This is a genomic window from Thalassobaculum sp. (assembly GCF_965223715.1).
Taxonomy (GTDB): domain Bacteria; phylum Pseudomonadota; class Alphaproteobacteria; order Thalassobaculales; family Thalassobaculaceae; genus Thalassobaculum.
Genome location: NZ_OZ245012.1, coordinates 723368 through 750110, shown reverse-complemented (window position 1 = coordinate 750110; position 26743 = coordinate 723368). Strand labels below are relative to the sequence as shown.

At 67.3% G+C, this 26743-nt stretch carries 24 protein-coding genes; 12 read left to right on the top strand and 12 right to left on the bottom strand.

Annotation, left to right across the window (positions count from 1 at the left end; translation table 11 throughout):
* Positions 1 to 125: 125 nt before the first annotated feature.
* Positions 126 to 599, bottom strand: a complete 474-nt coding sequence (locus ACOQOP_RS03500) for a hypothetical protein (RefSeq protein ID WP_420564931.1) — start codon at positions 597 to 599, stop codon at positions 126 to 128.
* Between the two features lie 50 nt (positions 600 to 649).
* Positions 650 to 1993 (bottom strand): oxygen-independent coproporphyrinogen III oxidase, encoded by a 1344-nt coding sequence (gene hemN, locus ACOQOP_RS03495; RefSeq protein WP_420564930.1) that lies wholly within the window; start codon positions 1991 to 1993, stop codon positions 650 to 652.
* Between the two features lie 193 nt (positions 1994 to 2186).
* Between hemN and ACOQOP_RS03490 the strand changes: the two genes are divergently transcribed.
* The 4 genes from ACOQOP_RS03490 to ACOQOP_RS03475 all read left to right on the top strand — a co-directional run bounded on the left by ACOQOP_RS03490 (position 2187) and on the right by ACOQOP_RS03475 (position 8079).
* Positions 2187 to 2930 (top strand): SDR family NAD(P)-dependent oxidoreductase, encoded by a 744-nt coding sequence (locus ACOQOP_RS03490; protein ID WP_420564929.1) that lies wholly within the window; start codon positions 2187 to 2189, stop codon positions 2928 to 2930.
* A gap of 261 nt (positions 2931 to 3191) precedes the next feature.
* Positions 3192 to 4886, top strand: a complete 1695-nt coding sequence (gene betA / locus ACOQOP_RS03485; protein WP_420564928.1) for a choline dehydrogenase — start codon at positions 3192 to 3194, stop codon at positions 4884 to 4886.
* 233 nt (positions 4887 to 5119) lie between these two features.
* A complete protein-coding gene (locus ACOQOP_RS03480; protein ID WP_420564927.1) occupies positions 5120 to 6748 on the top strand; it encodes a GMC family oxidoreductase in 1629 nt (542 codons plus the stop codon).
* A gap of 260 nt (positions 6749 to 7008) precedes the next feature.
* The gene (locus ACOQOP_RS03475) at positions 7009 to 8079 is read left to right on the top strand and encodes a TRAP transporter substrate-binding protein (RefSeq protein ID WP_420564926.1); all 1071 of its coding nucleotides are present in this window, start codon (positions 7009 to 7011) and stop codon (positions 8077 to 8079) included.
* Between the two features lie 53 nt (positions 8080 to 8132).
* On the opposite strand, the gene ACOQOP_RS03470 is transcribed toward ACOQOP_RS03475, so the two are convergent.
* Positions 8133 to 8723, bottom strand: a complete 591-nt coding sequence (locus tag ACOQOP_RS03470) for a carboxymuconolactone decarboxylase family protein (protein ID WP_420564925.1) — start codon at positions 8721 to 8723, stop codon at positions 8133 to 8135.
* 246 nt (positions 8724 to 8969) lie between these two features.
* Between ACOQOP_RS03470 and ACOQOP_RS03465 the strand changes: the two genes are divergently transcribed.
* From ACOQOP_RS03465 to ACOQOP_RS03455, 3 genes are all read left to right on the top strand, one after another.
* Positions 8970 to 10040: a TRAP transporter substrate-binding protein gene (locus ACOQOP_RS03465; protein ID WP_420564924.1), complete on the top strand. Its 1071-nt coding sequence runs from the start codon at positions 8970 to 8972 to the stop codon at positions 10038 to 10040.
* Positions 10041 to 10130: 90 nt separating this feature from the next.
* A complete protein-coding gene (locus ACOQOP_RS03460; protein WP_420564923.1) occupies positions 10131 to 10706 on the top strand; it encodes a TRAP transporter small permease in 576 nt (191 codons plus the stop codon).
* Positions 10707 to 10737: 31 nt separating this feature from the next.
* On the top strand, positions 10738 to 12021 hold the full coding sequence (locus tag ACOQOP_RS03455; protein WP_420564922.1) for a TRAP transporter large permease: 1284 nt from the start codon (positions 10738 to 10740) through the stop codon (positions 12019 to 12021).
* An 81-nt stretch (positions 12022 to 12102) separates the two neighbouring features.
* On the opposite strand, the gene ACOQOP_RS03450 is transcribed toward ACOQOP_RS03455, so the two are convergent.
* The 3 genes from ACOQOP_RS03450 to ACOQOP_RS03440 form a co-directional block, all read right to left on the bottom strand.
* Positions 12103 to 12912, bottom strand: a complete 810-nt coding sequence (locus tag ACOQOP_RS03450) for a putative hydro-lyase (RefSeq protein WP_420564921.1) — start codon at positions 12910 to 12912, stop codon at positions 12103 to 12105.
* 37 nt (positions 12913 to 12949) lie between these two features.
* Positions 12950 to 13843 (bottom strand): DMT family transporter, encoded by an 894-nt coding sequence (locus ACOQOP_RS03445; protein WP_420564920.1) that lies wholly within the window; start codon positions 13841 to 13843, stop codon positions 12950 to 12952.
* Positions 13844 to 13920: 77 nt separating this feature from the next.
* Entirely contained in the window at positions 13921 to 14703 is a 783-nt protein-coding gene (locus ACOQOP_RS03440) for an SDR family NAD(P)-dependent oxidoreductase (RefSeq protein ID WP_420564919.1), read from the bottom strand.
* Positions 14704 to 15418: 715 nt separating this feature from the next.
* Here ACOQOP_RS03440 and ACOQOP_RS03435 point away from each other — a divergent pair.
* The 3 genes from ACOQOP_RS03435 (at position 15419) to ACOQOP_RS03425 (ending at position 18069) form a co-directional block, all read left to right on the top strand.
* Positions 15419 to 16651: a hydantoinase/carbamoylase family amidase gene (locus tag ACOQOP_RS03435; RefSeq protein WP_420564918.1), complete on the top strand. Its 1233-nt coding sequence runs from the start codon at positions 15419 to 15421 to the stop codon at positions 16649 to 16651.
* 70 nt (positions 16652 to 16721) lie between these two features.
* Entirely contained in the window at positions 16722 to 17525 is an 804-nt protein-coding gene (locus ACOQOP_RS03430; RefSeq protein WP_420564917.1) for an alpha/beta hydrolase, read from the top strand.
* 97 nt (positions 17526 to 17622) lie between these two features.
* Positions 17623 to 18069 (top strand): VOC family protein, encoded by a 447-nt coding sequence (locus ACOQOP_RS03425; protein WP_420564916.1) that lies wholly within the window; start codon positions 17623 to 17625, stop codon positions 18067 to 18069.
* A 6-nt stretch (positions 18070 to 18075) separates the two neighbouring features.
* Here ACOQOP_RS03425 and ACOQOP_RS03420 read toward each other — a convergent pair whose 3' ends face one another.
* Positions 18076 to 19263 carry a CaiB/BaiF CoA transferase family protein gene (locus tag ACOQOP_RS03420; RefSeq protein WP_420564915.1) on the bottom strand — a complete coding sequence of 396 codons (1188 nt, stop codon included), beginning with the start codon at positions 19261 to 19263 and terminating at the stop codon, positions 18076 to 18078.
* 127 nt (positions 19264 to 19390) lie between these two features.
* Between ACOQOP_RS03420 and ACOQOP_RS03415 the strand changes: the two genes are divergently transcribed.
* On the top strand, positions 19391 to 20203 hold the full coding sequence (locus ACOQOP_RS03415; protein WP_420564914.1) for a DUF169 domain-containing protein: 813 nt from the start codon (positions 19391 to 19393) through the stop codon (positions 20201 to 20203).
* A 156-nt stretch (positions 20204 to 20359) separates the two neighbouring features.
* Here the strand turns inward: ACOQOP_RS03415 and ACOQOP_RS03410 are convergent, their stop codons facing one another.
* From ACOQOP_RS03410 to ACOQOP_RS03395, 4 genes are all read right to left on the bottom strand, one after another.
* Positions 20360 to 21547 (bottom strand): IS481 family transposase, encoded by a 1188-nt coding sequence (locus ACOQOP_RS03410; RefSeq protein WP_420564913.1) that lies wholly within the window; start codon positions 21545 to 21547, stop codon positions 20360 to 20362.
* 176 nt (positions 21548 to 21723) lie between these two features.
* Complete coding sequence (locus ACOQOP_RS03405) at positions 21724 to 22953, bottom strand: CynX/NimT family MFS transporter (RefSeq protein WP_420564912.1); 1230 nt, start codon at positions 22951 to 22953, stop codon at positions 21724 to 21726.
* Positions 22954 to 22992: 39 nt separating this feature from the next.
* Positions 22993 to 24627: a long-chain-fatty-acid--CoA ligase gene (locus ACOQOP_RS03400; protein ID WP_420564911.1), complete on the bottom strand. Its 1635-nt coding sequence runs from the start codon at positions 24625 to 24627 to the stop codon at positions 22993 to 22995.
* Between the two features lie 156 nt (positions 24628 to 24783).
* Entirely contained in the window at positions 24784 to 25155 is a 372-nt protein-coding gene (locus ACOQOP_RS03395; protein WP_420564910.1) for a hypothetical protein, read from the bottom strand.
* Positions 25156 to 25563: 408 nt separating this feature from the next.
* Here ACOQOP_RS03395 and ACOQOP_RS03390 point away from each other — a divergent pair, with 408 nt between their 5' ends.
* Positions 25564 to 25998: a c-type cytochrome gene (locus ACOQOP_RS03390; RefSeq protein ID WP_420564909.1), complete on the top strand. Its 435-nt coding sequence runs from the start codon at positions 25564 to 25566 to the stop codon at positions 25996 to 25998.
* A 52-nt stretch (positions 25999 to 26050) separates the two neighbouring features.
* On the opposite strand, the gene ACOQOP_RS03385 is transcribed toward ACOQOP_RS03390, so the two are convergent.
* A complete protein-coding gene (locus ACOQOP_RS03385; protein WP_420564908.1) occupies positions 26051 to 26737 on the bottom strand; it encodes a cytochrome b/b6 domain-containing protein in 687 nt (228 codons plus the stop codon).
* Positions 26738 to 26743: the final 6 nt, after the last annotated feature.

The following is a 26743-nucleotide window of genomic DNA, read 5'->3' as shown; positions in this document are numbered from 1 at the left end:
CATGTCCGTCTTGCGCGTCCAATGATCGTGCCGCCCCGCAGCCGGCCGGCGTCGCGGTGCAGCATGCCCCGGCCCGGCGCGGTTTCCAAGCCCGGGGGCGTTGGAATGGCCGCGCGGGGCCTGATTCAGCGGTATTGCTGGTTCAGGATGTCCGGTTTCAGGCCCGGCGTGACCAGATCATGGCCGCCGCTGCCGCCGCAGGCGCCGTCGCGCACCCACGCGATCGCCGTGTCCAGAGGAACGGAATAGAGGCAGACCGCCCGCCGACAGCGGCGCTCGCCGTCCGGGCCGTCGTCCAGGGGCTGATACAGGCTCGCCCGCACCGCCTCGAACCGCTCCGCCGCATGGGGCAGACGGTCGGCGAAGAGTTCGGAGCGGGGCTCGAACCGGCCCCAGTCCCAGCGCTCAGCCATGTCCGCGCGCAGGCCGTCGGGTGTGGTCCCGTAGCCGGCCTCGACCAGCCGGTCGGGACACAGGGCAAGCACCCGCTCCCGGTGGGTGTCGACCAGATCGCCGGAGCGCCAGCGCGACCACAGGCCCGCCGCGGTCACGGCCAGGGCGATCGCGATCACCAGCGCCCGATACCAGGTGAGTTCCATGCGGGCAGAGTACAGTATTTCCCGCCGTGGCGGGCCACACGACCCCTACGTCACACAGCGACGCTGTGCCGTCCCACCGAAGGGGCCAGTTCGGGGTCGAAGCAGGCGGCGATCGCCCGCCAGTACCGGCGGCCAGCCGCGGTGGCGGTGACCTGCCAGCGATCGACCGTCACCAGCCCGTCGCGGATCAGCGGCGCGAGCCGGGCGAAGGCATCGACCAGCAAAGTCGGATCGTCGCCCCGGCTTTCGGCGACCGCCAGCAGATCGACCGCGCCGTCGCACAGCACGCGCTCGATCACCGCGCGGCGCAGCCGGTCCTCCCAGGTGACAGCCAGACCCCGCTGGGCGGCCAGGCGGCCGGCGTCCACCGCCTCGCTCCACTGCCTCACATGGGGTGCGTTCTGAGCGTAGCCGCCCGGCAGGGCGGAGATCGAGGACGGCCCGAAGCCGAGCAGCGTCTCGGCCGGATCGTCGGTATAGCCCTGGAAGTTCCGGCGCAGGCGCCCCTCGCGCGCGGCCACGGCCAGGCTGTCCTGCGGCCGGGCGAAATGGTCGATGCCGATGGCCTCATACCCATCGGCGACCAGTTGCTCCTCGGCGGCTTCGGCCTGCTCGAACCGCGCCTCCGCCCCCGGCAGCAGGCTCTCGTCGATGGCGCCCTGGTTCTTCTTGAACCACGGCACATGGGCGTATCCGAAGACCGCGACACGATCGACGCCCAGGGCGGTGACCGCATCGGCCGAGCGGCGGACATGCTCAACGGTCTGGCCGGGCAGCCCGTACATCAGGTCGGCGTTGATTCTGCGGATGCCGGCAGCCCGCAGGGCGGCGATCCGGTCGGCGACCAGCTCGGTCGGTTGGATCCGGTTGATCGCGCGCTGCACCTCGGGATCGACGTCCTGCACGCCCAGGCTGGCCCGGGTCACGCCCGCGGCCGCCATGGTCGCCACATGGGCGTCGTCCAGGGTGCGCGGATCGATCTCCACCGCGATCTCGGCATCGGCGCGCACCGGAAAGGCGTCGCGCAGGGTCTGCATCACCCGTTTCATCGCCTGGGGCGACATCATGGTCGGCGTGCCGCCACCGAAATGGATCGCGCAGACCTCACCCGGATCGATCACGCGCCGGGACACCATCAGGATCTCGTTGATCAGCCGGCCGACGAACTGGTCGATGCGCGAGCTGTCATTGGCGACCGAGGTATGGCAGCCGCAGTACCAGCAGAGCTGCGAGCAGAACGGGACGTGCAGGTAGAGCGACAGCGGCTGCGCCGGGGTCAGCCCCTCCAGCCACCAGGGATACAGGTCCCGCCCCTCCCCGTCCTGGAAGCGGTTGGCCGGCGGATAGCTCGTATAGCGCGGCAGCGCGGCCGTGGCGTGTCGGTGCAGAAACATGGGCTCGCTCCCGTTCGCTCGTGTCCGGTCACAGTGCGGGTCTCGGGCCGGGCGCACATTGATCCAGGTCAAACCGCCGATCCGGCGGGAAGTCTCTCCATGCGGATTTCAGGTGCTCCCTTGGCCGCCGGCTTCGCCTAGGCTTCGGCAAAACACGACCCTGTCCCAATCAACCGAGCCCAGGGAGGCCCCGATGCCCGACACCCCCGCGACCGCCGTGATCTCCGGCGCCGGCCAGAATATCGGCCGCGCCATTGCCGTTGCCCTCGCCCGCGACGGCTTCGACATCGTGGTCAACGGCCGCGCCAACCGCGACGCCTGCGAGGCGGTCGCCAAGGATGTGGGCGCAGTGGGGCGCAAGGCGCTGGTGGTCATGGCCGATGTGGGCGACTCCGCCGCCGTGTCCGCGCTCAAGGCCCAGGTCGAGGCCTACATGCCCCCGGTCGCCGTGGTGGTGAACAATGCCGCGATCCGGCCGCAGAAGCCGTTCCTGGAGATGAGCGACGAGGACTGGCATCGGGTGATGAACACCGACCTGACCAGCGCCTTCTACCTGTGCCGGGCGTTCTGCGGCGCCATGGTGGAGCGCGGCTGGGGCCGGGTGGTGAACCTGACCGGCATGAACGCGATCCACGGCTATGCCGGCCGCGCGCCGGTCTCCGCCGCCAAGCATGGGCTGTGGGGCCTCACCAAGGCGCTGGCCAAGGAGTTCGGGCCGAGCGGGGTGACGGTGAACGCGATCTCGCCGGGCCCGATCGACACCGAGCATGCCGACACCTCCATGACCCATCACATCAAGAGCCAGCTCGACCGCATCCCAGTCGGACGTCTCGGCCAGCCCGAGGACATCGCGGCGCTGACCGCCTTCCTGTGCTCCGACGGCGGCGGCTTCATCAACGGCCAGATGATCGCCAGCAACGGCGGGACGCAGACGTAAGAGGGAAGCCCAGCTTCCCTCTTACGTCCCCGCGAAGGCGGGGACCGAGCACACTGGGTCCCGGTCGGCCCCCGGATCAATCCCGGATTAAATCCGGGACGGGGTCCACCGGGATGACGATGCGTGGATTAGCTGACTACCCTCCCCGTCATCCCGGCGAGGTCCGTCCCGGATTTAATCCGGGACGGACCTCGGCCGGGACCCACCGCCCCGGCGTCCGGATTTCCTTGCACGGGCCCGCGGCCCGTGGCATGCGGCCTCATGCCTGATCGTAGCGACACCATAGACACGTACGATTACGTCATCGTCGGCGCCGGTTCGGCGGGCTGCGTGCTCGCCAACCGCCTGAGCGAGGATCCCAAGACCCGGGTCCTGCTGCTGGAAGGCGGCGGCGGCGACCGGTCGATCTTCGTCTCAATGCCCTCGGCCCTGTCGATCCCGATGAACATGAAACGGTTCAACTGGTTCTACGAGAGCGAGCCGGAACCGGGCCTGGACGGCCGCCGCCTGCATTGCCCGCGCGGCAAGGGGCTCGGCGGATCCTCCTCGATCAACGGCATGGTCTATGTGCGCGGCCATGCCCGCGACTACGACCAGTGGGTCGAGCATGGGGCCACGGGCTGGGGCTATGCCGACGTGCTGCCCTACTTCAAGCGGGCCGAGAGCTGGGAGAGCGGGGCCGACGCCTATCGCGGCGGCGACGGGCCGCTGGCCACCTCCAACGGCAACCGCATGAAGAACCCGCTCTACAAGGCCTTCATCGAGGCCGGCGTCCAGGCGGGCTACGGCGCCACCGAGGACTATAACGGCCGTCGCCAGGAAGGTTTCGGCGCCATGCACATGACCGTGCGCGACGGGCTGCGCTGGTCGACGGCGCGCGGCTACCTGCGCCCGACCAAGGGCCGGGCCAACCTGCGGGTGGTCAAGCACGCCCTGGTCGACCGGGTGACCATCGAGAACGGCCGCGCGACCGGCGTCTCCTACTCCACCCGCGGCATCTCCCGAGAGGCGGCGGCCCGGCGCGAGGTGATCCTGGCCGCCGGCTCCGTCGGCTCGCCGACCATCCTGCAGCGTTCCGGTATCGGGCCGGCGGGCGAGTTGAAGCGCCACGGCATATCGGTGATCGCCGACCGGCCGGGGGTGGGCGGCAACCTGCAGGATCACCTGGAGGTCTATTTCCAGTTCCGCTGCACCCAGCCGCTCAGCCTGAACCGGCACCTGTCGCTGTGGCGCAAGGGGATGATCGGCGCCCAGTGGCTGCTGTTCCGCACCGGTCTCGGCGCGACCAACCACTTCGAATCCTGCGCCTTTATCCGCTCGCGCGCCGGGCTGGAATGGCCGGACATCCAGTATCACTTCCTGCCGGGCGCGATGCGCTACGACGGCAACGCCGCCTTCGACGGCGACGGCTTTCAGGTCCATGTCGGGCCGAACAAGCCGAAGAGCCGCGGCCGGATCGACATCGCCGATGCCGACCCGGAGAGCAAGCCGACGATCCTGTTCAACTACCTGCGGGACCAGCAGGACGTGGAGGACTGGCGGCGGGTGGTGCGGCTGACCCGCGAGATCATCGCCCAGCCGGCGATGGATCCCTATCGCGGCGAGGAGATCCAGCCCGGGGCCGACGTGACCAGCGACGAGGCGATCGACGCCTGGGTGCGCGCGAATGTGGAGAGCGCCTATCACCCGTCCTGCACCTGCCGGATGGGGAACCCGGACGACCCGGAGACGGTGCTGCGCCCGGACCTGACGGTGATCGGGGTGGAGGGGCTGCGGGTGGCCGACAGCTCGATCTTCCCGACGATCCCGAACGGCAACCTGAACGCCCCGACCATCATGGTGGCGGAGAAGGCGGCCGACCTGATCCGCGGCCGCCCGGCCCCGGCCCGCGACAACGCCGAGGTGTGGATCGCGCCCGACTGGCGCACCGCCCAGCGGGAATCCCAGGCGGGGTAGTTCCCCCCGCACGATCACTTCTTCTCACTCCCCAGATTTATTCCGGGGCCCACAGTGGGGGTGGGCCCGAGCACGGACAGCCAATCCCCGCTTCCCGTTCGGGATGAAAGGTGGGCCCCGGAATAAATCCGGGGAGTGGGTGAAGATTGTAGGAAAGCGAGAAGCGGACTTCCCTACCTTCACCGCCTTCGGCCCGCGCCCTACACTCGCGCGCAAAAGCGTGAGGAAACCCCATGACCGCCTCTTCCCCTTCCTGGGACTACATCATCGTCGGCGCCGGGTCGGCCGGATGCGTGCTCGCCAACCGGCTGAGTGCGGATCCCGCCAACCGGGTGCTGCTGCTGGAAGCCGGCCCGAAGGATGACAGCCCCTATATCGGCGTCCCCGTCGGCTTCTACAAACTGCTGACCAGCAAGGACTACAACTGGGGCTTCTGGACCGAGCCGGAGGAAGGGACCGGCAACCGGGCCATCGCCACCCCGCGGGGCAAGACCCTCGGCGGCTCCTCCTCCATCAACGGCCTGCTCTACGTGCGAGGCCAGCCGCTCGACTACGACACCTGGGCCCAATTCGGCAATCGCGGTTGGAGCTACGAGTCGGTGCTGCCCTATTTCCGCAAGTCGGAGACCTTCGTGGACGGCGGCGACGACAGCCGCGGTACCGAAGGTCCCCTCACGGTCACCACCACCACCGAGAAGCACCCGCTGCTGGACGCCTGGATCGACGCGGGCGAGCAGGCCGGCTTCCCGCGCAATCCCGACTACAACAACGGCGACCAGGAGGGCTTCGGCTACTATCAGCTCACCATGCGCAAGGGAAAGCGGGCGAGTACCGCCCGGGCCTTCCTGCACCCGGTGATGGGCCGGCCGAACCTGACGGTGGAGACCCGGGCCTTCGCCACCGGGCTGATCATGGAGGGCCGGCGTGCTGTCGGCATCCGCTACACGGTCGACGGCCAGAAACGCGAAGCCCGTGCGGGGGGCGAGGTCATCCTGTCCGCCGGCGCGGTGCAGTCGCCCCAGATCCTGGAACTGTCCGGGATCGGACAGGGCGCGCTGCTGTCGAAGCACGGCATACCGGTGGTGCACGACCTGCCCGGCGTCGGCGAGAACTACCGCGACCATTACGGCACCCGCATGCGCTGGCGGGTCACCCAGCCGATCACCCTGAACCAGCTCACCCGCGGCCTGCCGTTCGTCAAGGAACTTGCCCGCTACGCCCTGTTCGGTGAGGGCATTCTCACCTACGGCGCCGGCGCGGTGCATGGCTTCGTGAAGACCCGGCCCGACATGGACACGCCCGACGTCCAGTTCCATCTGGCCCATGCCAGCTACGCCGATGCCGCGACCCGGAAGCTGGAGAAGGAGCCGGGCATGACCCTGGCCGTCTGTCAGCTCCGCCCCGAGAGCCAGGGCATGATCCACATCAAGTCGCCCGACCCGGCGGCCCCACCGGCGATCACCGGCCGGTTCCTGAGCAACCCGGTCGACGTCGACGCGATCGTGGAGGGCATGAAGATCGGCCGCCGCATCGCCGGCGCCGCCGCCCTCGACCCCTATCGCGGCCATGAGATGACTCCGGGCCCCGACTGCGCCGCAGACGCCGATTTCGAGCGCTATGCCCGTGAGACCGGCCAGACCCTGTATCACATCGCCGGCACCGCCAAGATGGGCCCGGCCAGCGACCGGATGGCGGTGGTCGACGACCGGCTGCGGGTGCACGGGATGGAGGGGCTGCGGGTGATCGACGCCTCGATCATGCCGACCCTGGTCTCCGGCAACACCAACGCCGCGGCGATCATGATCGCCGAGAAAGGGGCGGAGATGGTGCTGCAGGACGCACGGGCGCGCGCCGCCGCGTGATGCGTCCCTACGCTCAGTAAGGCCGAAATGTTGGCGGGCCCCGGCCGGCAGGGAAACTTGATGGGAACAAGGCCTCGCCAGCCGGCGGCACGTGTTCGCGCGCGGTGAACTAGACGCGGCCTGCCTGAGGGGCAGTGCTGTATTCCATACCTTTACCAATCGTTTTCAGTCGTGCCTACTTCCACCCGGCTATCAGAAAGTCGAAAGCGCCCCACACGAAGGGCGCGGGGAACCAGAACCAAACAGTGGAGGAAACACGGATGCGAAATACGCTTACGGCGCTGGGTGGCGCCCTGCTGTCGCTCGGTCTGCTGGCCGGGCCGGCCTCGGCCGAACTGAACCAGCTCAATCTCAAGGTCGTGGGAACCTGGGGCAACCTGTCCAACTGGAAGGTCAACGAGCAGCCCTTCTGGGACAAGACCATGCCGGAGGCCTCCGGCGGCAAGATCACCGCCAATGCGGTGCCGCAGACCGACGTGGGCATCAAGGGCTTCGAGGTCGTGCGCATGCTGAAGATCGGCGTGTTCGACGTCGCCCATGGCGTGGTCGGCTACATCGCCGGTGAAGACCCGATCGTCGAGGGTGTCGACCTGGCGGGCGTCATCCAGAACTGGGACGACGCCAAGGCCTCGATGGACGCGTACCGTCCGATCATCGCCAAGCAGTTCGAGGAGACCTATGGCGCCAAGCTGATGGCGCTCTATCCGTTCCCGAGCCAGATGCTGTGGTGCAATGCCGACGTGAACAACGCCGAGGACCTCGCCGGCAAGAAGGTCCGCGTCTACACCACATCCATGGGCGACCTGATCGAGGGTCTGAACGCGACCTCGGTGACCATCGCCTTCGCCGAGGTCGTCCCGGCCCTGGAGAAGAAGGTCGTCGACTGCGGCATCACCGGCACCATGCCGGCCTATCAGGCCAAATGGTGGCAGATCGCGACCCACGCCTATCTGATGAAGGTCGGCTACACCGCCACCTTCGCGGCGATCAACCTGACCACCTGGAACCGGATGAACGACGAGACCAAGGCGTTCTTCGAGAAGCAGTATGCCGAGTTCGAGAAGACCGCCTGGGCCAACACCATGGCCGAGGACGAGATGGGCATCATCTGCAACACCGGCGTGGGCGGCACCTGCACCGAGGGTGATCCCGGCGGCATGAAGAAGGTCGAGCCGAGCGCCGCGGACGACGCCAAGCGCAAGCAGATCCTGGAGAATGTCGTGCTGAAGCGCTGGGCCGAGCGTTGCGTCGAGAAGTTCGGCGAGAAGTGCATCGACGACTGGAACGCCACCATCGGCAAGGTGGCCGGCGTCACCGCGCCGAAGCCGTAACACCGATCGGCGGCGGCCGTCCGTCCCACCGTGGGATGGACGGCCGCCGTTTCCTATTCGGCCGCCGCCGTCGGCCGGTCTTCCTTGCCGGCGCCGATCGACAGCATGTCGGTCATGGCGCCCTCCTCGACCCCGATCTGCAGCACGTCGGTGAAGCGGTTGAAGAAACCGCAGAGCGCGATTCGAAGCGTCAGCTCGACGATCTGCTCCTCCGTGAAGTGCTGACGCAGCGCGTCGAAGGTGGCGTCGCGCACCCGGTTGAAGTCGTTGGTGACCTTGACCGAATAATCGCGCACCAGATGGTCCACCTCGTCGAACCCGGGGACCTCGTCGTCGAGGATCCGCTCCACCGACTCCGCCGAGACCCCCTGCTCCATCAGGCGCGGCGCGTGGTGGATGACGCAGTACTCGCAGGCGTTCAGTTTCGAGACCACGACCAGCGCGATCTCCAGGTAGCGCTTCGGCAGGATCGCCTCGTCCGCGAAGTCCAACAGCAGGCCCATGATGTGCTTAAGGGCGGGCGGCCGATGGGCGAAGATCTTCACCTGATTCAGGAACGGACCGTAGTCGCGGGCGAAGCGTTCGTAGACCGGCCGGACCTCCTCCGGCACTTCATGGATTTCAACATCGCGGACGCGAGCCATCGGTCATCTCCTTAATGGATCGTTAACAGCCTACTGTGTATACAATGCCCCCGGGAGTTGGCCATAGGGCGGTAAGATCATCAATTGCAAGAAGGGGTTCGGGTATATATCCGTTGAAAAAGTGCGGATTATTACCCCCTTTGACCTGCTTCTGACGTTGGTGTTGACTGCCGCCCAGTCACGCGATGGCCAACAACACACATGCGCACTTTATTGATGCGCTCTCGATTTGTGAGGAGGCAATGAATGGGTAAATCCCTAACCGTATTCGGTGCGGCTCTGCTGTCGGTCGGCCTGATGGCCGGGCCGGCTTCGGCTGAACTGGATGCCATGAACCTCAAGGTCGTCGGCACCTGGGGCAACCTGTCCAACTGGAAGGTCAACGAAGGACCGTTCTGGAACGAGACCATGCCCGAGAAGTCCGGCGGCAAGATCACGGCCGATGCCGTGCCGCAGACCGATGTCGGCATCAAGGGCTTCGAAGTGATGCGCATGCTGAAGATCGGCGTGTTCGACGTCGCTCACGGCGTGGTCGGCTACATCGCCGGCGAGGATCCGGTGGTCGAGGGGATCGACATCGCCGGTGTCGCCCAGAGCTGGGAAGACGTCCGCGGCTCCGCCAAGGCCTACTGGCCGATCATGGAGAAGCAGTTCGAGGAGACCTACGGCGCCAAGCTCCTGGCGGTCTATCCGTTCCCGAGCCAGATGCTGTGGTGCAATGCCGAGGTGAACAGCGTCGAGGACCTGAAGGGCCAGAAGGTCCGCGTCTACACCACCTCGATGGGGGATCTGGTCGAGGGTCTGGGCGGCACGTCCGTGACCATCGCCTTCGCCGAGGTCGTTCCGGCCCTGGAGAAGAAGGTCGTCGACTGCGGCATCACCGGCACCATGCCGGCCTACCAGGCCAAGTGGTACCAGGTCGCCACCCACGCCTTCCCGCTGCGGGTCGGCTATTCCATGTCCTTCGCGGCGATGAACCTCGGTACCTGGAATCGCATGAGCGATGAGACCAAGGCCTTCGTCGAGAAGATGATGCAGGAATACGACGAGACCGCCTGGAAGAACATGATTGCCGAAGACGAGATGGGCATCATCTGCAACACTGGCCAGGGTGGGACCTGCACCGAGGGTGAAGCCGGCAACATGAAGCTGGTCGAGCTGTCGGATGCCGACACGGCCGCGCGCAAGAAGGCGCTGGAGGAAGTCGTCCTCAAGCGTTGGGCCGAGCGTTGCGTCGAAAAGGCCGGTGAGAAGTGCATCGACGACTGGAATGCCACGGTCGGTAAGGTCACCGGGGTGACCGCGCCGAAGCCGTAAGGCACAATCCTTTCACGGAAGATCGACCCGGGTGCTGTATAGTATCCGGGTCGATCTCAATCCCCGCAATCGAGCGGAAGGTGCCAAGCGGTGCTGGATAAACTTCTCGCAGCGAATTTCAAGCTTTCAAGCCTCATGGTTTGGATCGGCGGTGTCGGACTGATCGGCGCCGCAATCATGGTGACAATCGACGTCTTCCTGCGAGACGTCTTCCTCGTCACTCTCGGCGGCGCGGACGAAATCTCCGGATACGTCTTCGCGATCTCCACGGCCTTCGCGTTTCCTTATGCGGTGCTGCACCGCGCGAATGTCCGGATCGACGCGCTGTACATTCCCCTGCCCCCGTTCGTGCGATCGATCCTCGATCTGGTCGCCCTGGTCGGATTGGCGGTGTTCTTCTTCCCGCTGACCTGGCGCAGCTGGTTGATGCTGCAGGACAACATCTCGTTCTGGACCAAGTCCATCACCCCCCTGCAGACGCCGATCGCGATCCCCCAGTCCCTCTGGTTCGCCGGCATGGTCGTTTTCTGCCTGACCGTGCTGCTGGTCTTCGTGGTGGCGCTGGTCCGGCTGCTGCGCGGCGACCTGACGGGCGTGCACGACATCGCCGGGGTCCCGACACTCGATGAAGAAATGCAAAGCGGCGACGGCGGCCACGCCGGCTGATCGCGGCCAATATTTGGGAGACTGAGACGCCATGCTCGGCACTACGCTGATCATCCTCATTGTGCTGATTGCCCTCAGCGTCCCGATCGCCGCGGCGCTGGGCACGCTCGGACTGGCCCTCGATCAGCTTTATTCCGGCGGGTTCCTGTGGCGCGGGCTGGCGGACAACGCCTGGCAGACCTCGATCGAGTTCCTGCTGGTCGCCATTCCGATGTTCGTGCTGCTCGGCGAGATCCTGCTGCGCGCCGGCATCGCCCAGCGCATGTACGCCGCCCTGGTGCAGTGGCTGTCCTGGCTGCCCGGCGGTCTGATGCACTCCAATATCGGTGCCTGCGCCATGTTCGCGGCGACCTCCGGCTCCTCGGTCGCCACGGCGGCCACGGTCGGCACTGTCGCCCTGCCCGAAGTCGAGAAGCGCGGCTATAACGAGCGGCTGTTCCTCGGCACCCTGGCCGCCGGCGGCACGCTCGGCATCCTCATCCCGCCGTCGATCAACCTGATCGTTTACGGCCTGCTGACCGACACCTCGGTGCCGGAGCTGTATCTCGCCGGTTTCATCCCCGGCCTGATCCTGGCCGGCCTGTTCATGGTGGCGGTCATCCTGTTCTGCACCTTCCGGCCGAGCCTGGACGGCGACAAGGTCGAGACCTCCTGGCGCGAGCGCGCCCGGGTCCTGCCGGACCTGCTGCCGCCGCTCGGCATCTTCCTGGTGGTGGTCGGCTCGATCTATGCCGGCATCGCCACCCCGACCGAGGCCGCCTCCCTCGGGGTGGTCGCCGCCCTGGTGCTGGCCGCCTGCTACCGCAGCCTGTCGATCTCCATGCTGCGCGAGGCGATCGAAGGCACCATGAAGACCACGGCGATGGTCATGCTGATCATCATGGCCGCGATCTTCCTGAACTTCGTGCTCGGCATGATCGGCCTGACCCAGGCGCTGGCCACCTTCATCACCTCGCTCGGCCTGTCGCCGTTCCAGACCCTGCTGGCGGTGATCGTGTTCTACCTGGTGCTCGGCTGCTTCATGGAGACGCTCTCCATGCTGATCACCACCGCCCCGATCATCACCCCGATCATCGTCGGCCTCGGCTACGATCCGGTGTGGTTCGGCATCCTGCTGATGGTGATGCTGGAGGCCGCACTGATCACCCCGCCGATCGGCGTGAACCTGTACGTGGTCCAGGGCGTGCGCGGCAGCGGGCCGATGTCCGACGTGATGGTCGGCGTGATCCCGTTCCTGCTGGCGATGTTCGCCATGATCGCGCTGCTGGTGGGCTTCCCGGAGATCGCCACGTGGCTGCCGTCGCTGTTCTACTGAGCAGCCCTGACGGTACCGACGAAAAAGCCCCCTCTCCGGCGCCGGAGAGGGGGCTTCTCGTTGTGGGGTATGGCGCTGTGGTCAGCCGCCGCCAGCCTCGTAGCCCGGGATGTCGGTGACCAGCATGTGACCCGGCGTGTGGGTGATGACCAGCGGCAGCTTCGCCTCAAGCACCGTGCGCTGGGGGGTGACGCCGCAGGCCCAGAACACCGGGACCTCGCCCTCCTCGATCCGGGTCGGATCGCCGAAGTCGGGCTTGGACAGGTCGGCGATGCCGATCTGCGCCGGGTCGCCGATATGGACCGGCGCGCCATGGGCATGCGGGAAGCGGGCGGTGATCGCCGCCGCCTTGATCGCGTTGGCCATGGTCATCGGCCGCATGGAGACCACCATCTCGCCACGGAACGGGCCGGCCTGCGTGGTCTGGATGTTGGTGCGGTACATGGAAACGGTCGTGTCGTCGTCCCAGTGCCGCAGCCGGATGCCGTCGGTCACCAGTGCCTGCTCGAAGGTGAAGGAGCAGCCGATCACAAAGGCGACCGAGTCCTCGCCCCACAGCGCCTTAATGTCCGGCACGGACTCCGTCAGCACGCCGTCGCGGAAGATGTTGTAGGACGGAACGTCCGTGCGGATGTCCACATCCTTGCCCAGGGTGAACAGGTCCGGATTGCCGGTATCGGATACGCCGACCAGCGGGCACGGCTTCGGGTTGCGCTGGCAGAACCGGAAGAAGTCGAGGGCGTGGGCCGCCGGCAGGATCACCAGATTGCCCTGCAGGTAGCCTGGGGCCAGCCCGGCGGTGTGCCCGGTGTGTTTCCCCTCGCGGATCTGCCGCCGCGCCTCGCGCGGATCGGCCGCACGGGTCGGCGACAGGGGAGCTTGGACGTTCATGGCAGTCTCCTCGGATGCGCGGCGTCGGCCGTCCGGATCAGCGCCCGAGCGCGATGACGATGACGGAGCCCACGACGATAAAGGTTGCGATCACCACCTTACCCGTCAACCGCTCGCGGCGGAACACCAGGGCTGACAGCAGCATGGTGAAGATCGGCGAGGTCGCCACGATCGGGGCGATGACCACCAGGTCGCCACGCAACAGCCCGGTGTTCAGACAGATGATCGCCGCCGAGGTCGTGGCCCCGCCGAGCGCGAACCACTTCACCCCCGGGGCACGCCAGTTCACCACCACCGGCTCGCGCCGCACCCCGCGCACCGACCAGGTCAGGAAGGCCGAGACGGTGAAGCCGACGATGCTGGCGAAATACGGGTCGGGGATGCCCGCCTCCATGCCGATCTTCGACAGCACGTGGCCGAGTGCGCGCAGGAAGGCGGCGCCGATGGGCAGGAACAGGGCCCAGAACGGCCAGTCGACCTTCACCTTGCCGCGCTTGGACAACAGCAGCACCGCCGCCATGATCCCGCCGGTGCCGATCGCGAGCGGCCAGGTGAACATCTCGCCCAGGATCAGCACCCCCATCACCGTCCCGAACAGCGGCGAGGTGCAGGCGAGCGTGCTGACCAAAGTGGGGCCGAGATACTTCATGCCCGCCACCGCCAGGTTGGCGGAGACCGCTGGCCGGAACAGGCCGATGGCGGCGAAGATCAGCACCGCCGGCTCCAGCCAGTAGTGCCACTCCATGAAGAACGGCGCGAAGATCCACAGCGTCGCCGCCGCGGCGGTGATCGAGACCATCGCCCCGGTTCTGCCGTCCACGGTCGACAGGCCGATATTCTGCCACTGGGCGCCGATGGCGAACATCAGCGACGCCGTGGTCGCCAGAATAAGGGGCATATAGTCGAACGGCACGCCGACCACGTCCGTCATGACCGGCACCTGCGGCCGGCGTTACCCATTCTCACGCACTGCTCTCCAACCGATACGACCGGCGCAGACGACGCTCCTCAGACCACCGGACACAAACCGCCATCGATGTTGATCGCGGTACCGGTCACGTAGCCGCCCTCCTTGGAGGCCAGAAGCGTGGCGACGGCAGCGAACTCCTCGGCGGTGCCGACGCGGCCCATGGGGATCGTCTCGCCCATCTCGGCATAATAGTCCTCCAGAGAACGATTTCCATTCTCGGATGCATGCCTTTTCACCCACTGGTCGCTTTCGATCCGGCCGACCAGCAGCGCGTTCACCAGGACGTTGTACGGGGCGTATTCGCTGGCCATCGCCTTGGTCAGCGCCATGCCGGCGGCGCGGGTCACCGCAGTCGGTGCGCCCTGGGCCGGCGGCGCCTTCGCCCCCGTGTTCAGGATGTTGATCACCCGCCCCCAGCGGCGCTGCTGCATCTCCGGCATCAGCCGTCGGCAGAGCCGAATAGCGGCGAACAGCTTCAGGTCCAGGTCGGCCTGCCACACCGAATCGTCGTGGCTGGCGAAGGGACCGCGCTTGGAGGAGCCGGCATTGTTGACCAGAATGTCGACCGCGCCGAGCTGCGCCTGGGCGATGTCGCAGGCGATCTCGCAGCCCTGGGCGGTGGAGATGTCGGCGGAGATGGTGACGATGTCGGCGCCGGTGGCCTCCTTGATCGCCGCCGCCGCCTCGTCCAGCGTCTCCTGGCGCCGGGCCACGATGGCGACCCGCCCGCCGCTTTCCGCATAGCGCATGGCGATCGCCCGGCCGATGCCGAGACTGCCTCCGGTGATCAGCGCCGAGCGCCCATCGAGCCGCACATCCATATCCTCACCTCGCATGGTCTTGTTGACGGCGCAGCATGGCATGCCGGGCCGCGATTGGGAGGGGCAAACGGCGACACGCAGAAGTTCCGACGGCGCATCGCAATCGGCAGAGGATCGGGCTTGAGGGAGTGAGCGACCCGCAATCGGGGAAGGCCGGTCGGCGCATGGCGCCTCACACGGCCGGCTGCGCCGGCTCTATGTTCCGGCGACGCGGCGGTCGGCGCGAACGCTCAGGCGTCGCGGGTGCCGCGCATGTACCGCTTCTCGGGGTGATAGGCGCGCTTGCCCCACCAGGAAAAGAGATCGTGACGCAGACGCGAGATCAGGGAGAGAACGGTCATCGGGAACGTGCCGAGGGTTGGGGTTGCGGGATCGGGAGACATTTTCTTTAGCCCATGAAGGATACCTGATCCTTCTTAACAAGCAATAAACGGGCCAAGGTCATTTCGCATCGCACCATTTCCATACTGGAACCGATGCATGCGCCGTAATATTCCTTCAAATTCAACGGGTCGCCTCCGTTGAGCGGTTTTACGATCTTGCGGGGCCACCCATCCTGGGCCGTCGCGCACGTTTCCCCTCTTGTGAGTCCGCCTCCGACTCGGCCAGACTTTTGTGCACCGCACCAAATGCCAACGGTTGATCGGGGCAACGGTTCCGACACCCGACGGCTTCCCGCCGTGTTCGCCCGCCCGTAACGACAAGGAGGCCAGAGATGCTCGAGATCAATGCGGACCGACTGCTGGCGGATCTCTACGACCTGCGCAAGATCGGCACGTTCAAGACCGGCGTGCACCGGCCGACCCTGTCGGCGGACGACATGACCTCCCGGCACTGGCTGGTCGAGAAGCTGCGGGCCATCGGCCACGACGCGGAGATCGACGGCATCGCCAACGTGATCGGCCGGGCACCTGGCAAAGGGCCGCACATCCTCTCCGGCTCCCATATCGAGACCCAGAACGAGGCTGGCTGGCTCGACGGGGCGCTCGGCGTGCTCTACGCGCTGGAAGCCGCCCGGGCGGTGGCCGAGAGCGACGCCTATGGCGAGAGCGGGGTCGACGTGATCGCCTTCGCCGACGAGGAAGGGCATTTCAGCGACATGCCCGGCAGCAATTCCTGGGTCGGCCAACTCACCGAGGAGACCATCGACAAGGCGGTCGACCGCACCCACGGACAGCCCCTGCGCGAGGCGCTGGCCAAGGCGGGCCTGGCCGGCAAACCGCGCCGCCAGATGGAGCGCGACCGCTATCTCTGCTTCCTGGAGGCCCATATCGAGCAGGGCGGCTGGCTGGAGGCCAACGACCTGACCATCGGCGTGGTCACCTCCATCGTCGGCTCCTGGCAGTACAGGATCATCATCGAGGGCCAGCAGAACCATGCCGGCACGACCATGATGAAGATGCGGCGCGACGCCGGCGTTGCCGCCACGCGCCTGCTGCAGGCGATCGAGCACGAGTTTCCCAAGATCGCGGCCGAACTCAGCGTGTGGACCACCGGCCGCATCACCCTGGACCCCGGCGCGCCGGCCATCGTCCCCGGACGGGCCGAGATCCTGTTCCAGTTCCGCGATGCCGACCCGGCGGTGCTCGACCGCATGCATGCCAAGCTGGAGGAGCTGATCGGGGCCGAGGACGCCAACGGTCCCTGCGCCATACGGCTGGAGGTGGTCAGCGTCACCAAGCCGGCGCTGATGGACGACAAGCTGAAGGCCGCCTTCACCGCCTCTGCCGAGCGGATCTGCCCGGGCAAGCATACCCTGATGCCGAGCGGTGCTGGCCACGACGCCCGCACCCTCGCCCCTTACATCCCCTGCGCCATGCTGTTCGTACCGAGCATCAACGGCGTGTCGCACCACTGGAGCGAGAACACGTCCGATGAGGACATCATCACCGGTGCGCGGGTCTTCGCCGGTGCGGTAGGGGACCTGCTGGCCGCCGCCAGGAGATAGGAACGCCGCCACACGTCCGATCCGCGGTCCCTGCCGTATAAGGCGCATGTGCCGATGGATTGGACTGTTAGTGCTGCCGTTCCTTGCCGCCTGCTCGCCGCTGCAGATCGTCGACCATCTCACGCCGAGAACCGGCTACGAGCGCCAGCAGGACATTGCCTATGGGGAAGGACCGCGCCGGACCTATGACGTGTATCAGCCGACGGCTCCTCGCGGAGACGCGCCGGCCATCGTCTTCTTCTACGGCGGCGGCTGGAAATCCGGCGAGAAGGAGAAGTACCGCTTCGTCGCCCAGACCCTGACCAAGGCCGGCTATACCGTAGCGGTGCCCGACTACCGGCTGTATCCGCAGGTCTCCTTCCCTGACTTCGTCGAAGACGCCGCCAAGGCGGTGGCGGCGGTTTCAGACCGGTTGGACCGGCCGGTGATCCTGGTCGGCCATTCCGCCGGGGCGCATCTCGCCATGATGCTCACCCTTGACCGGGCGTGGCTGGCAGCGGAGGGGATAGACGTCGACGAGACGGTGAAGGCCACGATCGGCATCGCCGGACCCTACGACTTTCTACCGCTCTCCAAAAACCTGCGCCCCATCCTCGCCCCCTACGGCGATCCGGAGGCGAGCCAGCCGATCACCTATGCCCGGGGCGACGCCCCGCCGCTGCTGCTGGTACATGGCGAGACGGACCGCACGGTTCTGCCCAAGAACACCGCCAACCTCGCCGCCGCGATCCGGGAAAATGGAGGCGACGTGACGGTGATCACCTATTCCAAGGTCTCCCACGCCACGGTGATCGGCGCGTTCTCCGAGCGCCTCGCCTTCCTCGCCCCGACCCGGGACGACGTCGTCAACTGGCTCGACCGCCAGGGGTTGTGACGTCTGCCTGCGGTTGTAGGCCGGGGGTTGCCATTACCCGCCCGAGCGGTCAAATCTCCCCCACCGATCAACAGCCCCGCACCAACGGAGAGCGCCGATGCAATACCTCCACACCATGGTCCGCATCAAGAACGTGGACGAGAGCCTGAACTTCTACTGCGGTCTGCTCGGGCTGGAGGAGATCCGCCGCTACGACAGCGAGAAGGGCCGCTTCACCAACATCTTCCTGGCCGCCCCGGAGGACAAGGAATCCGCCGCCTCCGACAAGAAGGCGCCGATGCTGGAGCTGACCTACAACTGGGATCCGGAGGACTACAAGGTCGAGGGCCGCGCCTGGGGCCACCTCGCCTTCCGCGTCGACGACGTCTATGCCACCTGCCAGAAGCTGATGGACAACGGCGTGACCATCAACCGCCCGCCGCGAGACGGCTACATGGCCTTCGTGAAGTCGCCGGACGGGATTTCCATCGAGCTGCTGAATGCCGGCGGCCCGAAGGACCCGGCCGAGCCCTGGGCCTCGATGGAGAACACCGGCAGCTGGTAAGCCCGGTCATTCCGGCACGGGAAGGGGCATGCCGATCTCGCGAAGCACCTCTTCCGTATGCTCCCCAAGACCCGGCGGCGGACGGTCGAATGCCGGCCCGTCCGCCGCACTCCTGTAAGGCGCCATCGCCAACCGCACCGGATGCTCGAATCCCCGCGGCGGCGGCACCTCCGCCAGCGTCCCGCGATGGGCGAGCTGAGGTTCCTCCACCGCCTCCGGGATCGAGTTCACCCGGCTGATCGGGACGCCCCGCGCGCCAAGACGCCTAGCCCAGTTCGCCGCGGTATCGGCCAGGAACGCCTCGCGCAGGGTGCTGTCCACCAGTTCCCGGTTGGCGATGCGCGCCTTGCTGTCCGCGAAGCGCGGGTCGGCCAGCAGGTCGGCGATCCCGAGTTCCTCGAACACCGCCTGCACATGGGTCTGCATGGTCGCCGACATCAGCACCGTGCCGTCGGCGCAGTCGAAGCTGTTCGCCGTCGGCAGGTGCGTGGCCGAGCTGTTGCCGATCAGCCCGCCCGGATTGCCGTCCACCGTCCACTGGGCAATGGACGGCGCCTGGATGTTGAGCGCCGCGTCCAGCATGGCGATGTCGAGATACTGACCCTCTCCTGTCCGCTCCCGGCGGAACAGCGCGGCGGCAACGGCGTAGGCGGCCGAGGCGCCGGTGAACAGGTCGACCGGGAAATAGCCGGTGCGCATCGGGCCTGTCTGCGGCGAGCCGTTGGTCGACATCATGCCGGACGCCGCCTGGATCGCACCGTCATAGGCGCCTTCCTTCGACCGAGGGCCGCTGGCGCCGTAACCGGTGATCTGGCAGTACACGACATCCGGCTTGATCGCCCTCACGTCCTCCCAGCCCAGGCCGAGCCGCTCGGCCACTCCGCCGCGGAAGTTCTGGGCGACCACGTCCGCCGTCTCGATCAGCCGGTGGGCGATCCGGCGCCCCTCCTCCGACTTCAGGTCGATCGCGACGCTGCGCTTGCCGGGGTTCAGCGCCAGAAAGGCGGAGCCCATGTCGATCTCGGTATACTTGCTCGGGATCATCCGGTTGCGCATCTGATCGCCGCCGCCCGGCCCCGGTGCTTCGATCTTGATGACGTCCGCCCCTTCCTGGGCCAGCAGGGACGTCATGTAGGGGCCCGACAGCACCTGGGTGAAGTCGACGACACGGATTCCCTCGAACGCTCTCGCCACGCGCTTCCTCCCGTTCTTCGCCGGGTCTTGCCGCCCGGACCAGCAACCAGCACGCTAGCCCGGAAACGCCGCCGCGTGCAGCACCTGGGCGCGGCAGGCGAGAAAAAGACCGTAACGGGAGACCGCCATGACCGACACCGCGCCCCAATCCGTAGACGAGTCCGCCGCCATCACCGGCGAGACCGTCAAGCACGCCGCCGCCGAACTGTCCGACCTGCTGAAGCTGCGCACCTATCCCTTCGGCATGAAGCTGTTCGAGGATGTGGAGGAGATGAAGGCGGTACCGGGCATCCGCACGCCAATGGACGGCATCCCCTTCACCACCTGCCAGCTCGTCACCCAGGTCCGCACCGCCGGGTTCACGTTGGGGATCGTCAAGGACAACCTGCGGCCGAACGCGAGCTGCGGCGCCAATATCGGGCTGGAGGAGGTGCCGGAGCGCCTCGCCTCGGGCGAGCAGATGACCGGGGTCTGGTTCGACAACCAGGAGGCGGCGAAGAAGCACCAGGCGGAGATGCCACGGGTGGCGCCGGGCCGCTATTCCGGCCTGTGCGCCTCTCCCCTGCGTACCGGCCGGCTGGACCCGCCGGATGTCTGCCTGTTCTACGCCTCGCCGGGGCAGATGATCCTGTTCATCAACGGGCTGCAGTTCAAATCCTACCGCCGCTACGACTTCACGATCACGGGTGAGAGCGCCTGCGCCGACAGTTGGGGGCGGGCGCTGAGCACGAAGCAGACCAGTCTCTCCATCCCTTGCTACGCGGAGCGGCGCTACGGCGGGGTGGCCGACGACGAACTGCTGATGGCCTGCCCGCCGGACGAGTTCCTGCGCGGGGTCGAGGGGTTGAAAGGGCTTGCGAAGAACGGATTGCGCTACCCCTACCCGCCCTTCGGCGCCTTCGCCGACCCGGCGATCGGGATGTCGAAGAGCTACGGGTGAACGCCGCCCTTCGGCACGTCCCTCGGACGTTGTCCGGGGGACTGCTCAGGATGACGTCAGAGATATGGTTTGAGCTCATGCAGAGCAGCGACCGCAGGTCGCGTGTCGAAGGGCCACGTCACTGCGTTCTTTTAGTCACTCCCCGGTCTTGTGTGTTCAGCCCGGAGAGAAGGTTGACGCCTGTTCGGAGACATGGCTGACGGTTTCCGGATTAGTGTTTTCGTCGTTGTTGACGTCAATGGTTGCGATGCGCTTGGCGCCGAAGAAGACGCCGAACCGGCCGTCGCGGTCTCTTGGTCGGATGGCGACGCGTTCACCGCGGAAGGCCTTGGGCACGCGCCAGAGGCGGTTTCGGAAGCGGATGTTGGCGGACTGGTTGACGGTGCGCAGCGTCTCGCCGTCGTCATAGACGATCTCGGGCGGCGGATCGATGAAGGGACGCGGCGAGACGGCGTATCGGGTCGCCGGGACCTCTTGACCGAGAGCCTCGTGCGGCCTGCGGGTGTTGTAGACGCTGCGCCAGGCATCGAAGGCCCTCTGGGCGCAGGCGAGGTCGCGGAACCGGTTGCAGGCCAACAGTTCGGCGTTGAGGGTGCGGTGGAAGCGCTCGTTCTTGCCGCGCGACTGGGGATGGTAGGGGCGGCTGTGGATGACCTCCACGCCGAGCTTGAGCAGCCACACGCCGAGCGGCGTCCACTGTCCCGGCACGCCACCGCCCCAGGGCGAGCCGTTGTCGAGGAAGAACGCCTCGGGCAGGCCATAGCGGCAAAAGGCCCCTTCCAGGGCGCTGCGCACCGTCGCCGTGCGCTGGTCGCCGCAGGCGGCAAGGCAAAGCGCGTAGCGCGAGTGATCGTCGATCACCGTCAGCGGATGGCACCAGCCGGCGCCGGCCAGCGGCACGCGGCCCTTGAAGTCCATCTGCCACAGCAGGTTCGGCGCCGGCTTCTCGAAGCGCCGGTAGTGATGGTTGTCGCCGCCGCTCCCGCCACCGATCCGACCATGACGCTGCAGCACCGCATGCACCGTCGACGGGGCGGGTGCGGCAAGACCCTCGCGGCTCAAACAGCGCGCGATCTTGCGCGCTCCCCACGCCGGGTGCGCATCGCGCACCGCCAGGATCGCCGCCTCCACGCCCGCCGCTGTCCGCGCCGGGCTCCCATGCGGCCGCCGCGAGCGGTCACACAGACCCTCCGCCCCATCCTGCCACCGCCGGAGCCATTTGTAGCCCGTCTGCGCACTGATCCCAAAACGCCGGCACAACTCCCGACGGTTCGCCCCTTCCGACAACGCAAGCGTCACAAACTCAAGACGCTGTTCCATGGCAGACACCTCTCTCCACGGCATGCCCAGCCTCCCGCGCTGATCACATGCCTAAAGTGTCAACCATCTCCCCGAACACCTGTCCGCTATCTCTCCGGGCTGAACACTTGTGCCGGGGCCTACCCATCCGCGTGACGGGTCGGGCCAGTCCCGGGCGTGGGCCCCGGCACAAGACCGGGGAGTAAGCGAGATGGATTTGTTCAGCTCTGCAACGCCTTCAGCCGCATCGTGCCCAGCAGCAGAAACCCCGCCACGCCGGCCAGGATCCAGAGCGACAGGTCGAAGCTGTGCGTCGCGTCGTAGACCAGGCCCAGCAGGATCGGACCGCCGGCGCCGCCGACCTCGGCCGCGGAGAAGAACAGCCCGCTCGCCGTACCGGCCCGCTCCTCACCCACGCCCTTGGTCTCCACCAGGGTCAGGATCGCCACCGTCATCAGCGACGACCGGGCGATGCCCTGGAGCGCCAGGCCGATGGTCAGCGCCGGCTGGCCCGTCACCCAGAGCAGCAGGCAGGCGAGCACCGCTCCCGCCGCCAGCAGGCCCAGGACCAGATGCCGGCGCTCGGGCGTCGCCAGGCGCGGAATCGTCAGGGACGCGGCGATCCCGATCACGGTCGGCACCGTCGCCCAGTACCCGGCCTCCACCGGGGTCATGCCGCCGACCCGCAGGATCTCCGGCAGCCAGTTGTTCAGCCCGTGGTTCAGCGCGAAGATCGCCACGCTCATCGCCAGCAGCAGGCGCACCGCCGGCAGCTGGATCAACTCGCCGATCACCTCCTTCTGCGGCCGCGGCTTGGCGGCGGACACCGGCGGGTCGTGGCGCCGGGCGGCCGGCAGGCTGGCGATGGCGAACCAGGTGCAGGCCCCGAGTGCCGCGACCGCCGACCACAGCAGCAGCACCGACCGCCAGTCGCCCTCGAAATACGGCATCAGCACCGAGTTGGTCAGGGACAGTGCCACGATGGAGCCGATCGCCGGGCCGGTGATGTAGATCCCCATGGCGAAGCCGCGGTCGCTGCCCTTGAACCAGCGGGCGATCTCCTTGGGCGCCCCGGCCGACACGATCGGGCCGCCGATGCCGAAGATCGCCACGGCCACGAAGAGCAGGGCCGCACTGTCGGCGATGCCGCGCAGCAGGCCGGACAGGGCGACGATCATCGCGCCGAGGAAGATGGCCCGTCGCGCGCCCACCCGGTCGAGGAAGCTGCCGCAGGGCACCGCCGCCACGATGTAGGTGAGCTGCCAGATGCCGAGCACCGCGCCCATGGCGGTGTGACTGATCTCCAGGTCGCGGGTGATCGGCCCGACGATGGGCGCCAGGCCGGCGATGGTCAGACCGAAGCAGAAATACGCCGTCCACACGCCGAACAGGATTGCCCAGCGGATCGGCGGCGCCGGGGGTTCGGCGCTCACCGCCGCGTCGTCACTCATCTGTCGGTCCCATATGGCCTTCCGGGAGGCCGAGACCGCCTACTCCGCGGCCGTCGGCAGGACGTGATCCTTGAACCGCTCGCGCAGCGTCAGCTTCGACAGCTTGCCGGTGGCGGTGTGGGGAAGATCGTCGACGAAAACTACGTCGTCCGGCAACCACCACTTTGCGACCTTGTCGGAGAGATAGGCGCGCACGTCCTCCGCCGTCGCCGTCTGGCCCACCACCAGCCGGGCGACGAGCAGCGGCCGCTCGCCCCATTTCGGATGGGGCGCCGCGATCACCGCGCATTCGGCGATGGCCGGGTGGCCAAGGGCCGCCCCTTCCAGGTCGAGGGAACTGATCCACTCCCCGCCCGATTTGATGACGTCCTTGGTGCGGTCGACGATGTAGAGAAAGCCGTGTTCGTCGATCTTCGCCACGTCGCCGGTGCGCATCCAGCCCTCGTCGTCGAACACGGCGGCACTGGCCTCCGCATCGCCGAAATAGCCGTCCATCACCCCATGGCCGCGTACCAGCAACTCGCCGAAGACGACGCCGTCATGGGGCAGCCGGTCGCCCGCCTCGTCGACGATCTTCAGCTCGCAGCCGAACATGCGACGGCCCTGGCTCCGCTTGAAGGCACGCTTCTCGGTCTCGGGCAAGGCGTTCAGGGACGGGCCCATGGTGGTGAGCGTGCCGACCGGGCTCATCTCGGTCATGCCCCAGCCATGGACGACGCGGACCCCGAAATCAGCCTCGAACTCGCGGATCATCGGCTCCGGTGCGGCCGAGCCGCCGATCACCACCACGTCGAAGCCGTCGGGCTTGCGGCCCTGCTTGCGCATCTCGCCCAGCAGGCCGAGCCAGACGGTCGGCACGCCCCAGGCCGAAGTCACCCGCTCCTCATCCATCAGGCGGAACAGGTTCTCCCCGTCCAGCTTCGGCCCCGGCATGACGACGCGGGTGCCGGTCAGCGGCATGGCATAGGGCAGGCCCCAGGCGTTGACGTGGAACAGCGGCACCACCGGCAGGATACTGTCGCTCGGTGTCAGGCCGACCTCGGTGGCGATCGCCATCAGCCCATAGGAATGCAGCAGGGTCGAGCGGTGGGTGTAAAGCACGCCCTTGGGGTGTCCGGTCGTTCCGGAGGTGTAGCAGATGCCACTCGCCGACCGCTCGTCGAACACCGGCCAGTCGATCTCCGCCGGCTGCTGCGCCAACAGGTCCTCATAGGCGAAGGCGCCCTCCAGTCCATGGGTCTCGTCGCCGAGAACGACGTAGCGCAGGCTCTTCGGGAGCTTGTCGCGCAGTCCCTGAACCAGCGGAACGAAGGTGGCGTCGAGGAACAGCACCTTGTCCTCGGCATGGCCGACCACATAGACGATCTGCTCGGCAAACAGCCGCGGGTTGATGGTGTGACAGACGGCGCCGATCCCGGAGATCCCGTAATACAGTTCCAGGTGCCGGTAGCCGTTCCAGGCGAGCGTCGCCACCCGGTCGCCGGGGCCGATGCCGAGCTTGCGCAGGGCATGAGCGAGCTGGGCCGCCCGGCCGGCGAGGTCCCTGTAGGTGTACCGATGGCGGTCGCCCTCGACCCGGGCCGAGACGATCTCCTGGTCCCCGCGGATCTCCGCCGCATAGGTCACGATGTCCGAGATCATCAGCGGCCGGTCCATCATCTGGCCCTGCAGCATCGCCCATTCCTCCCAATGCGTTCTTGTCGCTTATTCTTGCCAGCTAACTACGCCACCGCCCGGGCTGTCGAGATCAACGACAGGCGGTTCTGCCCGCAGGGGCAGGTTGAGGGATGCAGCAGAACTTTGTCGCGATGGAGGTGCGGTGGACCGAGGTCAGTCGTCGGCGGTGACCACGCGGAACGGCAGGACGGTGCCGCGCGGCGCCTCCGGTTCGGGCGGGGACAGGGCGCGGGCGATATCCTCCAACGCATCCTCCAGATGGGCCGGCAGGGCCAGGCCGGCGCCGCGCAGGTTGCGCGCCAGCCGGTCCACACCTTCGGCCAACCCGTCGTCGAGGGGCACGCCGGCTTCCTTGGCGAGGGTGGCGAGCTGGGCGATCGTCTGCACCAGCAGGACCGAACGCCGGTCGGCCGGCACCTCGATCCCCATGGTCAGGCGGGTCGGTGCGGCCTGCGCGGCAGTGGGGGCGCCCGCCGGTTCCGGCGGCGTTTCCTCTGCCTTGCGACCAGGGTGCAAGAGAACCACGCGGTCGTCCGTCACGCTGCGTCCCCTCTCCGCTGGTTGCCGTGTCCGTGCCGAATCGCCTCGATTCTATGGAGTCGCGCCCGACCTGTCGATAACTTGGCGACTCGGGCTCGATCGGCGGATCGCCGAGCGGCTCCATATCCCCGTTCACCCACTCCCCGGCCCTGTGCCGGGGCCTACGTGTCAGCATGATCTGCCGTGTCGGATTGGAGCGTGGGCCCCGGCACAAGGCCGGGGAGTGCGTGAGTGTGACGGGATGTAAATCCGGACTTCATCTGCCCATCACATTGGCGTGAGAGCATGGGGTTGTGCGCGTTCGATCCAATGACGCCAGTCTTGCTGCCCCGAGATCCGGGTTACCTTGCTGACGCCGGCGCAACGACCGGGCCGACTAGAGGAGAGAAAAGAATGAAGATGTTTTCGACGCTTGCCGTGGCTGCCGCGCTCGGCATGACCATGGTCGCCGGCGCGGCCTTCGCCGATATCGTCGACGAGCGGGTCAAAGGCTTCAAGGCGCATGGCGACAATATCAAGGCAGTGAAGGCTGCGGTGGATTCCGGCAACGCGTCGGCGGCGGTCGAACCGGCCAAGGCGATGGTGGCCTTCGCCAAGACCATCCCGTCCCTGTTTCCGGAAGGCTCGGGCACCGGGGACACCCGCGCCCTGCCGGCGATCTGGTCCGACCGGGCCGGCTTCGAGAAGGTGGCCGCCGAACATCTCGAGGCGGTCGAGGAACTGGAAGCGGCGGCCGAGTCTGGCGACGTGTCCGCCCTGGGCGCGCAGCTCAAGGCGACCGGCGGCACCTGCGGCGCCTGCCACAAGCCTTACCGCGCCGAGAAGTAAGACCCTCAGGCCGAACAGAGAAAGGCCGGCCCCTTGGGTCGGCCTTTCCGTTTCAGGCGAGCAGCGTGATCCCGTAGGCGCCGGCGGCGCAGACGACCAGGATCGCCAGGGCGACCCACCAGGGGGTGCGCCGGACACCACTCGGCGCGTCCTTCGTCGGCATGCGCTTCAGCCCGGTGATCATCGGCAGGATCAGGTCGTCGCCCAGGAACAGCATGTAGACGATCACCGCCACCACATGGACGATCACCGCGATCAGCAGGATGTCGAAGATCTGGTGATGAAGCCCGGTCAGCGTGCCCGACAGGCTGGACCCGACCAGATGATACAGGGGCCCCTCGTAGAGGATGTCGTCATTGGCGAACAGGCCCAGGACCGCCTGGGTCCCGACCAGCAGCAGCAGCGCCAGGACGGCCAGGGCCCCAAGCGGGTTGTGCCCCGGATACTCGGGATGCCGGCCAGCGAGGGTCTCCCGCAGGTAGCCGATGACGGCGCCGGGACCGCGTACGAAGCTGGAGAACCGGGCGAACTCGCCGCCGACGAAGCCCCAGATCAGCCGGAAGACCACCAGCGCCAGGGCCGTCAGGCCGAAGCGCTCGTGCCATTCCATCATGCCCTGATCGCCGGTGATCCAGGATCCGGCGAGGCAGATGACCAGCGCCCAGTGGAACAGCCGCAGCGGCCGATCCCAAACCCGCACCTGCACCGCATCCGCGGGCTTGCCGTCGTACTCGCCCATGTATCG

Coding starts and splice junctions, on each gene's coding strand:
- ACOQOP_RS03480 (WP_420564927.1), top strand. CDS start 5,120: ATGACCGCCTCTTCCCCTTCCTGGGACTACATCATCGTCGGCGCCGGG.
- ACOQOP_RS03410 (WP_420564913.1), bottom strand. CDS start 21,547: ATGCCGTGGAGAGAGGTGTCTGCCATGGAACAGCGTCTTGAGTTTGTG.
- ACOQOP_RS03475 (WP_420564926.1), top strand. CDS start 7,009: ATGCGAAATACGCTTACGGCGCTGGGTGGCGCCCTGCTGTCGCTCGGT.
- ACOQOP_RS03440 (WP_420564919.1), bottom strand. CDS start 14,703: ATGGATGTGCGGCTCGATGGGCGCTCGGCGCTGATCACCGGAGGCAGT.
- ACOQOP_RS03445 (WP_420564920.1), bottom strand. CDS start 13,843: ATGACGGACGTGGTCGGCGTGCCGTTCGACTATATGCCCCTTATTCTG.
- hemN (WP_420564930.1), bottom strand. CDS start 1,993: ATGTTTCTGCACCGACACGCCACGGCCGCGCTGCCGCGCTATACGAGC.
- ACOQOP_RS03470 (WP_420564925.1), bottom strand. CDS start 8,723: ATGGCTCGCGTCCGCGATGTTGAAATCCATGAAGTGCCGGAGGAGGTC.
- ACOQOP_RS03490 (WP_420564929.1), top strand. CDS start 2,187: ATGCCCGACACCCCCGCGACCGCCGTGATCTCCGGCGCCGGCCAGAAT.
- ACOQOP_RS03455 (WP_420564922.1), top strand. CDS start 10,738: ATGCTCGGCACTACGCTGATCATCCTCATTGTGCTGATTGCCCTCAGC.
- ACOQOP_RS03405 (WP_420564912.1), bottom strand. CDS start 22,953: ATGAGTGACGACGCGGCGGTGAGCGCCGAACCCCCGGCGCCGCCGATC.
- ACOQOP_RS03390 (WP_420564909.1), top strand. CDS start 25,564: ATGAAGATGTTTTCGACGCTTGCCGTGGCTGCCGCGCTCGGCATGACC.
- ACOQOP_RS03385 (WP_420564908.1), bottom strand. CDS start 26,737: ATGGGCGAGTACGACGGCAAGCCCGCGGATGCGGTGCAGGTGCGGGTT.
- ACOQOP_RS03400 (WP_420564911.1), bottom strand. CDS start 24,627: ATGCTGCAGGGCCAGATGATGGACCGGCCGCTGATGATCTCGGACATC.
- betA (WP_420564928.1), top strand. CDS start 3,192: ATGCCTGATCGTAGCGACACCATAGACACGTACGATTACGTCATCGTC.
- ACOQOP_RS03435 (WP_420564918.1), top strand. CDS start 15,419: ATGCTCGAGATCAATGCGGACCGACTGCTGGCGGATCTCTACGACCTG.
- ACOQOP_RS03425 (WP_420564916.1), top strand. CDS start 17,623: ATGCAATACCTCCACACCATGGTCCGCATCAAGAACGTGGACGAGAGC.
- ACOQOP_RS03450 (WP_420564921.1), bottom strand. CDS start 12,912: ATGAACGTCCAAGCTCCCCTGTCGCCGACCCGTGCGGCCGATCCGCGC.
- ACOQOP_RS03465 (WP_420564924.1), top strand. CDS start 8,970: ATGGGTAAATCCCTAACCGTATTCGGTGCGGCTCTGCTGTCGGTCGGC.
- ACOQOP_RS03500 (WP_420564931.1), bottom strand. CDS start 599: ATGGAACTCACCTGGTATCGGGCGCTGGTGATCGCGATCGCCCTGGCC.
- ACOQOP_RS03415 (WP_420564914.1), top strand. CDS start 19,391: ATGACCGACACCGCGCCCCAATCCGTAGACGAGTCCGCCGCCATCACC.